The 12,846-nt window shown below is 60.4% G+C and carries 10 protein-coding genes; 4 read left to right on the top strand and 6 right to left on the bottom strand.

Annotated features, from left to right (window positions below; all coding sequences use genetic code 11):
• Positions 1–16 precede the first annotated feature (16 nt).
• Positions 17–1,282: a glycerate kinase gene (locus FHT92_RS15695; RefSeq protein ID WP_183826783.1), complete on the bottom strand. Its 1,266-nt coding sequence runs from the start codon at positions 1,280–1,282 to the stop codon at positions 17–19.
• A 173-nt stretch (positions 1,283–1,455) separates the two neighbouring features.
• On the opposite strand from FHT92_RS15695, the gene FHT92_RS15690 reads away from it, so the two are divergent.
• Positions 1,456–2,748, top strand: a complete 1,293-nt coding sequence (locus FHT92_RS15690; protein ID WP_183826780.1) for an MFS transporter — start codon at positions 1,456–1,458, stop codon at positions 2,746–2,748.
• 201 nt (positions 2,749–2,949) lie between these two features.
• Here FHT92_RS15690 and FHT92_RS15685 read toward each other — a convergent pair whose 3' ends face one another.
• The 4 genes from FHT92_RS15685 to FHT92_RS15670 all read right to left on the bottom strand — a co-directional run bounded on the left by FHT92_RS15685 (position 2,950) and on the right by FHT92_RS15670 (position 7,540).
• Positions 2,950–3,255, bottom strand: a complete 306-nt coding sequence (locus FHT92_RS15685; RefSeq protein ID WP_183742577.1) for a hypothetical protein — start codon at positions 3,253–3,255, stop codon at positions 2,950–2,952.
• 191 nt (positions 3,256–3,446) lie between these two features.
• Entirely contained in the window at positions 3,447–5,342 is a 1,896-nt protein-coding gene (locus tag FHT92_RS15680) for an ABC transporter ATP-binding protein (RefSeq protein ID WP_183826777.1), read from the bottom strand.
• Positions 5,343–5,366: 24 nt separating this feature from the next.
• The gene (locus tag FHT92_RS15675) at positions 5,367–7,220 is read right to left on the bottom strand and encodes an ABC transporter ATP-binding protein (RefSeq protein ID WP_183826774.1); all 1,854 of its coding nucleotides are present in this window, start codon (positions 7,218–7,220) and stop codon (positions 5,367–5,369) included.
• On the bottom strand, positions 7,217–7,540 hold the full coding sequence (locus FHT92_RS15670; RefSeq protein ID WP_183826771.1) for a hypothetical protein: 324 nt from the start codon (positions 7,538–7,540) through the stop codon (positions 7,217–7,219). Before FHT92_RS15670 ends, FHT92_RS15675 begins: the two co-directional genes overlap by 4 nt.
• On the opposite strand from FHT92_RS15670, the gene FHT92_RS15665 reads away from it, so the two are divergent.
• The 3 genes from FHT92_RS15665 (at position 7,530) to FHT92_RS15655 (ending at position 12,060) form a co-directional block, all read left to right on the top strand.
• Positions 7,530–8,399: an aldose 1-epimerase family protein gene (locus FHT92_RS15665; protein ID WP_183826768.1), complete on the top strand. Its 870-nt coding sequence runs from the start codon at positions 7,530–7,532 to the stop codon at positions 8,397–8,399. The two genes, FHT92_RS15670 and FHT92_RS15665, sit on opposite strands and share 11 nt — an antisense overlap.
• A 253-nt stretch (positions 8,400–8,652) precedes the next feature.
• Positions 8,653–10,056 (top strand): FAD/NAD(P)-binding protein, encoded by a 1,404-nt coding sequence (locus FHT92_RS15660; protein WP_183826765.1) that lies wholly within the window; start codon positions 8,653–8,655, stop codon positions 10,054–10,056.
• 78 nt (positions 10,057–10,134) lie between these two features.
• Positions 10,135–12,060 carry a PAS domain-containing sensor histidine kinase gene (locus tag FHT92_RS15655; RefSeq protein WP_183826762.1) on the top strand — a complete coding sequence of 642 codons (1,926 nt, stop codon included), beginning with the start codon at positions 10,135–10,137 and terminating at the stop codon, positions 12,058–12,060.
• Here FHT92_RS15655 and FHT92_RS15650 read toward each other — a convergent pair.
• Entirely contained in the window at positions 12,016–12,825 is an 810-nt protein-coding gene (locus tag FHT92_RS15650) for an SURF1 family protein (protein WP_183826759.1), read from the bottom strand. The genes FHT92_RS15655 and FHT92_RS15650 overlap by 45 nt on opposite strands.
• Positions 12,826–12,846 lie beyond the last annotated feature (21 nt).

Here is a 12,846-nt window from a genome sequence, read left to right as displayed (position 1 = left end):
TCCTATGGAGGAGCGGTCAGACGATCAGGATGGCTCTGAAATCGTTGACATTGGTGCCCGTCGGGCCGGTTTCGAAGAGGTCGCCGATGGCCTTGAAGCCGGAATAGCTGTCATTGGTATCCAGCACATGGCGCGGGCCAAAGCCTGCGGCGCGCAGCCGCTTGACCGTGCTGCCGTCGGCAAAGGCGCCGGCATTGCTTTCCGAGCCGTCGATACCATCGGTGTCGGCGGCAAGCACGTGAACGCTGTCATAACCGTCGATCGCCAGCGCCATGGCCAATGCGAATTCGCTGTTGCGCCCGCCTTTGCCCCCCCTGGTGCGCAACGTCACTGTCGTTTCGCCGCCGGAGAGGATGACGACCGGCCTTTTGAACGGCCGGTCGCGCCCAGCGACTTCCCGGGCGATTGCCGCATGCATCAGTGCCACATCGCGCGATTCCCCCTCGATGGAATCCGAGAGGATCGCCGGCGCAATGCCTTGCGCGCGGGCGGACTCGGCAGCGGCTTCGAGCGACACGCTGGACGAGGCGATGATGTGATGTTCGTGACGGGCAAAGACCGGGTCGTCCGGCCGCGGTGCATCGGCCTTTGGAGAGCTCAAATGATCCATGGCCGCCTGCGGCAGCTTGAGGCTGTATTGCTGGATGATCTGGAGCGCGTCATGTCGGGTTGAGTTGTCGGGAACGGTCGGACCCGAGGCGACATGGGCGGGGTTGTCGCCGGGAATATCGGAGACGATCAGGCTGACGACACGGGCTCTGGTCGCGGCGGCCAATCGCCCGCCCTTGATGGTGGAGAGATGCTTGCGTACGACGTTCATGTCCGAGATCGGCGCGCCCGAGGCGAGCAGCAGTTCGTTGAGCAGGATCTCATCCTGCAGTGTCAGGCCTTCGGGCGGGGAAGGCAGCAGTGCCGAGCCGCCGCCGCAGATCAGGGCTATGACGAGATCGTCCTCGCCCAATCCTGCGACTGCTTCCATCAGCCGCCTGGAGCCGATAAGGCCGGCTGCATCCGGAACCGGGTGGGCGGCTTCGATGATCTCGACGTGCCGCGTTTCGCAGCCATAGCCGTAGCGGGTGACGACCACGCCTCCGAGCGGCCCCTTCCATACGCTTTCCAGGGCGCGCGCCATCTGCGCTGCACCCTTGCCGGCGCCAACCACGACTGTCTTGCCCTTTGGTTTTTTCGGCAGATGCGCGGTGATGCCGGTCAGCGGATCGGCGGCGCGCACGGCTGCGGAAAACAGGCTGGTCAAGAAATCGCGGGGGGAGAGCAGGGTCATTATGATCTCTCTGGAGATACGGCAGGAAGGATGACTTCCGCTCTTTTAGGCATGACTGGCGAGCTATCGCTTGTCAATCTAATGGCGGTCCCTATCCGTTCGCTATGATTGATAATTGCCCCGACGCGGCTATCTATCAAAGAGAAAAGCAACAATCATTTGGAGAAATTGCAATGGTCAACGAACAGCAGTTGATCTCGAAGATCACCTGGCGGCTCATGCCATTCCTCGGAATCCTTTATCTTATTGCCTATATCGATCGTCAAAACGTCAGTTATGCCAAGCTGCAAATGGTCGATGCGCTCGGCATGAGCGAATATGCCTATGGGCTTGGCGCCTCGCTCTTCTTCATCGGCTATTTCCTCTTTGAAGTGCCGAGCAACCTGTTCCTCGACAAATTCGGTGCGCGTGTCTGGTTCGCGCGCATCCTGGTTTCCTGGGGCATTGTAACGATCCTGCTCTCCTATACCCAGAACGCGACGATGTTCTACATCCTGCGCTTCCTCCTCGGCGTCTGTGAAGCAGGTTTTTTTCCAGGCGTCCTTTATCTTTTGACGCTCTGGTTCCCGGCGGATTATCGCGGCCGCATGGTGGGGCTGTTCATGATCTTCAGTGCCCTTGCCAATGCCGTTGGCGCGCCGGTTGGCGGCATGCTGCTTGATCTCGACGGTTTTCTCGGCCATGCCGGCTGGCAATGGGTTTTCCTGGCAACCGGTATTCCGGCCGTCGTCGCCGGTATCGTCACCTTCTTCTATCTCAATGGCCGGCCTGAAGACGCAGACTTCCTTAGCGACGAGGAGAAGAGCTGGCTCGCAAATCGGCTAGCATCCGAAAATTCCGGCATGGATCACAATGCCGAAAACGGCTTCAAGGCGCTGATCGATCCGCGCGTCCTGTTGATGGCGCTTTGCTACATCGCCTTTCCGCTGGCCGCCTATGGTCTTAGCTATTGGTTGCCGACTATCGTGAAGGCTTTCGGCGTCAGCAATACCGTGAACGGTTTCCTCAACATAATCCCGTGGATGCTGGTGGCGATCGCGCTATGGGCGGTCCCGGCTGCCGCCGACAAGGTGAAGGCGAAGACGCCCTATATCGTCATTCCCGCCTTCATCGGTGCGGCCTGCCTGCTGCTCTCGGCGCTCGTTCCCAACAACACGCTGCAGTTCATCTTCCTCTGCATTGCCGCGGCCGGCATCTTCGCGCCGCAGCCGGTCTTCTGGAGCCTGCCGTCCCGCTTCCTGAAGGGCGCAGGTGCTGCCGCCGGCCTTGCCGCCATCAATTCCGTCGGCAATCTCGGCGGCTTCGTCGCCCAGAACGTCGTGCCCTGGATCAAGGACGAGACAGGAAGCACGATTGCGCCGATGTTCTTCCTGGCTGCCTGCCTCGCTGCCGGTGCGTTGCTCGTCTTCGTCGTCGCGACGGTAATGACGCGCAAGCAGCGCGATACCGTGCCGCGCGGCGCCTGAGGACTCTGTGCAGGCGAATGACAGGTGCAGGATTTTTCTCATGGCCGAATGAGCCACGAGCAATATTACGGGCAGTTTTCGCCGATATTTGAGGAGCATAGCCGGGACAGCGATGTAGCCTCGGGCGAGGAAGCGAAAAAGCAGCGGCGTTGAACACATCAACGCCGCATCAATGATTTGCGCTAGCGGGTATCTCGGGCGTTAGTCGCAGACCCGAACGGTTTCGGTATGATAGCCGCCGTCGTAACGGTTGCGAACATCACGATCTTCATACCAGCATCTCGGCGGCGGCGGGCCTGCATCGTAATAGCGAGGACCCTCGACATAACGAGGACCGCTATTGGCAAGCGCACCACCGATCAAGCCGCCAACGACACCGGCAGCAACGCCGCCGGCAATGATGCGGCCGGTATTGTTGTGATGGTGATGATCGCGTGCGGCAGCAGGCTGAATAGCCGAGCCCACAAGGGCCGTCGCGATCAACAGACTGCTAACAATTCTCTTCATGACATTCTCCTTAGTCGCAGATCGCCCCTATCGAACATAAAATGCTCCACGGCGGCGTTTGTTCGTTCAAATCTTGCACCTTTTGAGGCAAGCCGGCCAAGAAAACGGTAGGTAGGCCCTCAATTTATATTTTGCACTGAAATCCTCAGCGCGAATTCGGTGGATCAAACGCACAATCGCAACTGCCGGCATCAGGTCGCCGATTCTGTCACCGTTTCTTCCAGCACGTCCTCGGGAATATCGTCGAAGGATGCGTAGTTGAGGTTATAGAGCTTTGAGTAAAGCTTGCCGTTTTTCATGAGCTGGTGGTGATTACCGCTTTCGACGATCTCGCCGTTCTGCAGCACGATGATGCGGTCCGCTTCGCGGATCGTTGCCAGACGGTGGGCGATGACGAGACCGGTGCGGTTTTCGAGCAGCTTCACCAGCGCCTTCTGGATCAGCATTTCGGTATAGCTGTCGATATTGGCCGTCGCCTCGTCGAGCACGAGGATCTTGGCGTCCGCCACCAGTGCGCGGGCAAAGGAAAGAAGCTGGCGCTGGCCGAGCGAAAGATTGCCGCCGCGCTCGCCGAGCATACTGTCATAGCCCTGGGGCAGACGCATGATGAAGTCATGTGCACCAACGGCCTTGGCGGCCTCGATCACCTGCTCACGGGTGGCTTCCGTCTTATGATACCGGATATTTTCGAAAACGGTGCCGGTGAAGAGGAAGGGTTCCTGCAGCACCATGGCTATCTGCTGGCCAAGCGAATCCTGAGTGAGTTCGCGCACGTCATGGCCGCCGACCACCACCTGTCCCTGCTGCACCTCGTAGAAACGGTGGATCAGCGACATGCAGCTCGACTTGCCCGAACCCGTCGGGCCGACAAGGGCGACCGTCTCTCCGGGATTGACCCTGAAGCTCACATGCTTGAGCACCGGCTGCTTGGGATTGTACCCGAACACGACATCGCGGAATTCGACGGAGCCGTCCATATCGGGCGAGAGCACCTTGGCATCCGGAGCATCCTTGATTTCGATCGGCACGTCGAGCACGTCGGTCAGCCGCTGGCCCGAGGCCATGGCGCGCTGCATGACCGAATATTGCAGCGTCAGCGAGCGGATAGGGTCGAAGAAGCGCTGGATGTAGAAGAGGAAGGCGACGAGTACACCGACGTCGAGCGCCTGGTTCAATACGCGCGCACCGCCGACGACGATGACGAGCGCCATGGCGATACCTGTCAGCGTATCGACGATCGGCACCATGATCTGCGCGTATCGGGCCGCCGTCAGATGTGTCAGCAGGTTGGCATGCGCCTTGTCGTCGTAAAGCGTGAAGTTGACCTCCTGCCGATCCATGCTCTGGACGGCACGCACGCCATGGATCGCTTCGGCAAGCGCGCCATTCGCGACCGAATTCGTCTCATGCGCCGCCATGAAAGACTTGCGGGCGAGCGGCAGCCAGAACAGGCGCACGACAAAGAGTACCGGCAGCACGGACAGCGTCAGGAGGCCGAGCTTGAAGTCGAGATAGAGCATCACGAAGACGATGCCGAAGAGCAGGAAGATATCACCGACGGACAGTACGCAGGTTTCCAGAAATTCCTGCATCGAATTGACGTCGCCCTGCAGGCGCGACATCAGCCGGCCGATCTCAGTCTTATCCATGAAGGAGAGCGACACGCGCTGAAGATGGGAGAACATCGCCTTGCGGATATCGAAGAGCACGTTTTCCGCTACGCCGCCGACTAACGTTTCCTGAAAATAGCTGGCCCCGTAGTTGATGAGGATGGCGATCAGGAAGGCGACGATCGCTAAGGTCAGTGCTGAGCCATTGTCGTCCGGCTGCATGCCATGGTCGATGGCGTAGCGGATAATCAGCGGAATGAGAAGCTGCATGCCGGTAAAGACCAGCACGGAAATCACCGACAGGATGACATCGCGCCGGTAGGGATGGACGAAGGCCCAGATGCGCTTGACGATGTTGGAATCGAAGACCTTGCCGAAGATTTCCTCTTCTACACGCTGCGAGCCGACGACTGCTCTTGGCGGGCGTCTGCCATCCTCGCGAACGTCGGAGCGTTCGGTTTCCAGTTCCTCGGCCATCTTGTTTCCTCCTGCGCCGGTTTCTTACGCGCTCAAAGCGTCGTCGCCCGGTCGCACCTGCAAATCGTAAAGTGCCTTGTAGCGGCCGCCGAGCGCCAGGAGCTCGTCATGCGTGCCCTGCTCGACGATACGTCCGTCCTCGATGAAGAAGATCTTGTTGGCATGCATCAGCGAGCTCAGGCGATGGGCGACGATGATCGTCACGCGATCGGCGGCGTAGCGGCGCATGGCGCTGCGGATGCGCTGCTCGGTTGCTGCGTCGATTGCTGCCGTCGAATCGTCGAACACCATCACGGCGGGCTTGAGCATCAGCGCACGGGCGATCGAAAGCCGCTGTCGCTGGCCGCCCGAAAGCGAAACGCCGCGTTCGCCGACAACAGTGCCGTAGCCGGTCGGCAGGCCGAGCACGTAGTTGTGCAGCTGCGCGCTTTCGCTGGCCCGCTCGATGCGGCCTTCCTTGGCCCAAGGGTCGCCATAGGCGATGTTGTTTTCGATCGTCGTGGTGAACAGGAAGGAATCCTGCTGCACGACGGCGACGGAGCGGCGCAGCGACTGCAGCGTCGCCTTACGGATATCCTGCCCGTCGATGGTTATCCTACCGCCGGTTGCATCGTAGAAGCGTGGGATCAGGTGCGCGAGTGTCGACTTACCGCTGCCGGGTGGCCCGACAATGCCGACCGTTTCGCCGCGCTTGGCCTCGAAGCTCACGTCATGCAGAACCTCGTGCATCGGCGAACTTGGATAGGCGAAGCTGACATTCTCGAAGCGCAGCGTGCCCTCCGTCACCTTTAACTCCCTGGCATCGGGGGCGTCGCGCACGGCGATTTCGAGATCCAGAAGGTCAAAGAGGCGCGTGCCGCAGGTCGAAGCACGGGCGAAGGCGTTGACCATCAGGCCGAGCTGCCGCACCGGCATTTGCAGAATGGTCATGAAGGTCAGGAAGGAGGCCAGCGTACCGACGGTGATCTGGCCGGAATGCACTTTGCTGCCGCCGACCCACAGCACCAGTCCCATGGCCACGAAGAAGGAAAAAGTCATGGCGCTGGTATTGACGACGCGGATGCCGACACGCTGATGTGCAAGTTCCAACGCTTTCTTCGATGCCTCGTCGAACTTCGATAGTTCGTGGTCCTGGGCCGCAAAAGCGCGCACGACGCGGATGCCGCCGAGATTTTCTTCCATGATGCGCGTCAGCACCGACAACCGCTGCTGCAGGTCAAGCCAGGTGGCGCGCAAGCGAAGCTGGGTCACAGAAGAGCGCCAACCGACGAACGGCACGAACGAGAGCGCCAGCAGGCCGAGCAGGACGTCGGTCGAGAGCAGCATGTATGCGCCGATGCCGATCAGCATGGTCAGCAGGAAGACGCGCACAAGCGCCGTCGAGAAATACATGCGCACGCCTTCCAGATCGAGCAGGCCGACCGTTATCAGGTCGCCCGAATGCACGCTGTCATGAAAAGAGAAGGAGAGACGTTGGATCTTTTCGTAGCAGGCGAGGCGCAGTTCGTAGCCCATGTGGTGGCCGACCGCTTCGCTGTAGTAGTTCTGGATCATCGTGAAGATGCCGCGCAGCACGCTGGCGCCGAGCAGCAGCAGCGCCGTCGTCAGAAGCGCATCCTGCGCCTGCTGCCCGATTGTGCCGCCATGGAGCGCCACCTGCGTATGGTCGACCGCTTGGCCGAGCAGGCGAGGGATCAGAAGCTGGAAGGTGGAGGCGATCAGGGTCGCGCAGATGGCGAGGCCTGCTTGCCAGGGATGACGGAAGGCCATTACGGTGATGCGGAACAGCGTGTAGAGGCCTTTGCCCCACCCTGCCGCGGTTGCAAGCGCCATCGAAGCCGAAGGCTTCATCGCGCGTATGGACGCATCGCTGCTCACGGTATTTTCCAATAGATGTGTGCTCGGACACAGGTGGCCCGGAAAGAGGGCAAATCCATGAAGGGATTGATAGCGCATTCACTTTTGCCGATTCCAACAGGGGGTTCAAGTAAAGAATTCACCAGTTGGTTATTTTTACGTGAGCCTCCTTCGCATTGGCCGATGACGCTGCGTTGACGCGCCTCGCATACACGCAGCGGGCGTAGTTTTCCGCCGGAAGACGAAAATTTGGAAGCGGCGCAACGCCGGTGGAAATCCGCGTGCCAGGCATGTATGGTCCGCTCGCCAACCAGCACGAAGAGGCGTTCGATGTCATCCACGGTCCGGATTGCTAATCAGTTTCTCACCGTCGACGTTTCCTCGCTGGGCGCCGAAATGCAGGCGCTGACATCGAGCGACGGCCGCTCCTGGATCTGGAACGGTGACGCCGCCTTCTGGAGCGGCCGTTCGCCGATCCTGTTCCCGATGGTGGGCAAGGCGCCGAATGACATCCTGAAGGTTGGCGGTCACAGGGCGTCGATGGCCCAGCACGGCTTTGCCCGCCGCAGCGAATTTGCGCTGGCATCCTCGTCCGAAACGAGCTGCCGTTACGAACTCGTCGCTTCAGAGGCCACGAAGGCGGTTTATCCCTTCGATTTCCTGCTGGCCGTTATCCATAGCGTCGAAGGTCAGGCGCTGACCGTTGCCGCCGAAGTCACCAACCGCGACATTAGGCCGATGCCTTTCGGTCTCGGCTTTCATACGGCTTTCGTCTGGCCGCTGCCGGATGCTGCGAACAAGCCGCATAAGGTCTCTCTGGACAATGGCGCCGAGCCGGCACTCGTCCGGCTCGAAGGCGGTCTGATATCGCCGAAGAAACTTGCTTCACCCTTCAAGTCCGGCAGCCTCGTGCTCGATCATTCTATGTTCGAGGAGGACGCGATGATCTTCCCGGAAGGCGCTGGCCCCGGGCTGCGTTATGAGGCTGGAGGCGGTCCGTCCATGCATTTCAGCTTTGAGAACCTTCCCAATCTGGCGCTCTGGACTAAGCCCGGCGCTCCCTTCCTCTGCGTCGAGCCCTGGCACGGGACTGCCGCCGAAAACGGCGGTCCCGACGATCTGGAGGGCCGTCCCTACACGAACGTGCTTGCATCGGGCGAAACCGCACGCTTTTCCTTCACTGTCGAAATCCTCGCATAGGCCGGTCGCGTTTCCTTTTTGGATCAAGGTGTTAGGCAGGTGGTAAAATAAACTTCTTGCCACCTTGTGCTTTTCGCGCTTTCATACACGACTAGTTTGATAGACTATAGGTCGGGCGAGGATGCCTTTTCCGACCCAGATTTGGCGGCGAACGTTTTGAATGGCCGCATGAACCTGCCCAACGCACGACTTCAGATATCCTGCGTTGAAACCTCGATCGAGACACGTGCGGATGAGCCGCAAGGGAGTTGAGATGACGGTTCAGGGACTTTTTTCAGGCAAGGCGAATGCGGCCGCCCAGATTTCAGCCGTACCGCGCATTGCGATCGTCGGCCGCGGTTTTTCCGGTATGATGATGGCAGTGGCACTGATGCGCACCGTGCGCACGCCTTTCCACCTCCAGCTCTTCGATCCGAACTCCACGGTCAATGGCGGCCAGGCATTGGCGTCGGCTAGATCCTCGACCATCCTCAATACGCGTGTGCGTGATCTCTCCGTTTCGCTCGGCGATCCTGATGATTTCAATGACTGGCTCTGTAGCAACGCTGAATTCCGCGCCGCCGTACCAGCCGCCATCCCCGGCTTCCGGCAAATCTTCGTACCCAGGGAAATCTTCAGCGACTACGTCTACCAGCGCTTTTCCGAAGCGCTCGCCGCCCGTCGGGACATCACCGTCCAGGTCTGCCATGATCCTGTCGTGGCAATCCGCAGGAGCCATGGCAGCCGGTTCCTGCTTGAAAGTGCCAATCCGTCCAATCCGCTTTTCGATATCGTGATTCTCGCGACAGGTTACGGCCTGCCTCGACCTCACGAAGATCCGGAGGTTTCACCGGTCAGGGCGCAGCGCCTTGTCGCCCGGCCGCATACGGTTCTGCTCGGCAGCGGCATTCGCGTCGTGGACCAACTGCTGCAGCTTCGCGATGGCGGTTACACCGGCCAGATAACGATCATTTCACGGCACGGTTTCCTGCCGCAGAGCCATACGCCGAACTCCGCCGATCCAGTCTTCCCGGCCGAGGCGCTACCGCATAGCCTGCCCGATATCGTCAGTTTCATCCGCCACGCCTGCCGCGAAGCGGAAGAGGAGGGGCGAAGCTGGCAGTCGATCATGAACGGCCTTCGCAGGCACGCCCGTTCGCTCTGGCGATCGCTGCCAGCGCGTCAGAAGCGTCAGTTCAACCGGCATCTGCGGGCAATCTATGACAGTCACCGCAACCGCCTGCCGGAGGCGATGCATCTGCGCCTCAAGCAGGAGCTTGCCGGGGGCAGTACGGTGCTCAGGCGCGGCCGCGCCGGGCGTCGAGGTCTCAGCGGCCTGTTCTTCACGCCGTCCGGTTCATCGAGCGAAGAAGTCATCCATGCCGAACGCATCATCGATTGCCGCTGCCATGCGCCGGATCTTTCTGCTCCTCTGATTCAAAGCTTGTTCGCGGCGCGGCTCGCCATGCCTGACGAGCTCGCGCTTGGCCTGGCGGTCAATGCATGCGGCGAAACGTTCCTGGACGACGGCTCGTCGGTCGACGGGGTTTTTGCGGTCGGTCCTCTCGGCCTCGGCAGCCTGCCGGACATCGATCTCGTGCCTGAGATCGTCACTCAGGCTTATTCGGCGTCAGAACGCATTGCGGAACGCTTCTATCCGCAGAGCCAAGCCGTCTGAGGCAATTCGCAGCGCTTCTCTGGAACCATCCCCACGAACCAGCGTTATAATGCGCTGGTAATTCGTTTAGAGGGGCAGATGGAAGCTGTGGATAGATATGATACCTCTCTTGAGGATGAGGGGCGTTTCCGGGTGCTCGTCGATGCGATCACCGACTATGCAATCTATATGTTGAGCCCTGAAGGTTACGTGGCGAGCTGGAATTCCGGCGCTCAGCGCTTCAAGGGTTATCGCGCTTCCGAAATCCTCGGCCAGCATTTCTCCCGATTCTATCTCGATGCCGACAGGGAGGCTGGTCTGCCCGCCCGGGCGCTCAAAATCGCGGCGACGGAAGGACGCTTCGAGGGAGAGGGCTGGTGCCAACGCAAGGATGGCACGCGTTTTTGGGCGCACGTCATCATCGATCCGATCCGTCATGCCTCCGGCGAGCTGATTGGTTTTGCCAAGATCATCCGCGACCTGACGGAGCGCAGGGCGGCCGAAAACGCGTTAAAGCGCAGCGAAGAGCAGTTTCGACTTCTTGTTCAAGGTGTGTCTGATTACGCGATCTACATGCTCGACCCGGAGGGCAACGTGACGAGCTGGAATTCCGGGGCCGAACGCATCAAGGGTTATCGCTCGGAAGAGATCATCGGCCGGCACTTTTCCACATTCTACACGGATGAGGATCGCCTCAACGGATTGCCTCAGCTGGCATTGGCCACCGCTAGCCGCGACGGACGGTTCGAACGAGAAGGCTGGCGCGTACGCAAGGACGGGTCACGCTTTTGGGCAAGTGTCGTGATCGATGCGATTAGGGACGATTACGGCGGGCTGATCGGCTTTGCCAAGATCACCCGCGACATTACCGAGAAGCTGGAGACGCAGCATGCGCTGGAGCGGACCCGTGAAGAACTTTTCCAGGCGCAGAAGATGGAGGCGATCGGCCAATTGACCGGCGGGATCGCTCACGACTTCAACAACCTGCTGATGGCGGTGCTGGGCAGCCTCGAAATCCTCAAGAAGCGCATGCCGCAGGATCCTGTTTTGTCGCCCCTTGTCGACAATGCCATACAAGGCGCACAGCGCGGCGCGGCGCTGACCCAACGGATGCTCGCCTTTTCCCGCCGCCAGGAGCTGCAAGTGGAGAGGATCGATGTGTCTGAGCTCCTGCGTGGCATGATGGACATGGTCTCTCGCTCCATCGGCCCGATCGCCTCGCTTGAAACCGAATTCCCCGAAAGCCTCCCGACGATCGCTACCGATCCGACTCAACTGGAGACGGCGGTGCTCAATCTCGTCGTCAATGCCCGTGACGCCATGCCCGGCGGCGGAATTATCAGGATCAAAGCCACTGAAGAGATCGTGCCTGACGGTGGTACTATGGCGGCCGGTCATTATGTACGCGTCGCCGTTACCGATGAGGGCGAAGGCATGGACGAGGAGACGCTGAAACGGGCGGTAACTCCGTTCTTCACGACCAAGGGCGTCGGCAAGGGAACGGGCCTCGGCCTCTCCATGGTGCAAGGACTCGCCGGTCAGTCCGGCGGCAGGCTCATACTGAACAGCCGGCTGGGTGAAGGCACCGCCGCCGAGCTATGGTTTCCGGTCACGGAAGCCAAAAGCGCCGTTGAAGAGCCCGAACAATCCGTGCACGAAGCGGCAAATAGCTCACGACCGTTGCGCATCCTTGCAGTCGACGATGACGGGCTGGTTCTGATGAACACGGCGCTGATGCTGGAGGATCTCGGCCACACCGTGATCGAGGCGACGGCCGGCGCCGACGCGCTCGACATTCTTCGCCACGAAAGCGTCGATCTCGTTATCTCTGATCACGCCATGCCGCGGATGACAGGCTCGCAGCTTGCGCTCGCAATACGGAGCGAGTGGCCGGACATGCCAATCATTCTCGCGACCGGTTTTGCCGAGATTCCCGAGGGTGCAGGCATCACCGATATACCGCGCCTCGGTAAACCCTTTTCACAGGCGCAGCTTGCCGAGGCGATCAGCCGCATTGCGCAATAGATCATTCAAAAAAGCTCTGCGGACCCTGAATTCGTTGCGTGCGATATAGACCAGCAGCCCCGCCACCATGAACGCCAGCACATACCAGGTGACCGCATAGACAAGGTGGTTGTTCGGGAAATCGAGGACCGTCAGCCCTCCGACGGGCAAGCCGCCGGCATTGGGTGTCGCCTCCGCGTCGATGAAAAAGGGGGCAATGTCCGCAATACCACGCTTTTCGGCGATGGCTGAGACATCGCGCGAATACCAGCGGTCGGCAGCCGGATCGTTGGAGCGCAGCACCATGCCCCTTGGCTCCGTCATGCGCATCAGCCCGGTGATACCGGCCGGCCCATCGATCTCGCTTTCCGGTCGCGAGGCGGGGTCGCGGCGGTCTGTCGGCACAAAGCCGCGATTAATCAATATCGCGCTGCCGTCCGCAAGCCTTAGTGGCGTCAGCACCCAATAGCCGGCGCCGAGCGCTGTTGATGCTGCGACCAGCGTTTCCTTGTCGTTTTCGAAGGTGCCTGTTGCCGTTACCCGCCGGTATTCGTCATCGGCGGCATTAACCTTGGCCCAGTCGGCGCGAGTCGGCGGGGCGACGGGCTCGGCATGAACGCGCGCATCGACGCGGGCGATTAGATCGAGCTTCCAGGAGAGTCGATAGACCTGCCAGGTGCCGAGCGCGATCAGGGTGGCGACGAGGGCAAGAAGGCCGATGCCAAGGATCGCAAGTGTGACGGCCGAACGTGGCCTGTCCTGTCGGTCGGAAGAGATATCGGTCATGGGGACACCGCAACGGGCGGC

The organism is Rhizobium sp. BK377 (assembly GCF_014193935.1).
Taxonomy (GTDB): Bacteria; Pseudomonadota; Alphaproteobacteria; order Rhizobiales; family Rhizobiaceae; genus Rhizobium.
The sequence above is the reverse complement of the archived record's forward strand: the minus strand, read 5'-3'. Positions and strand labels throughout refer to the sequence as shown.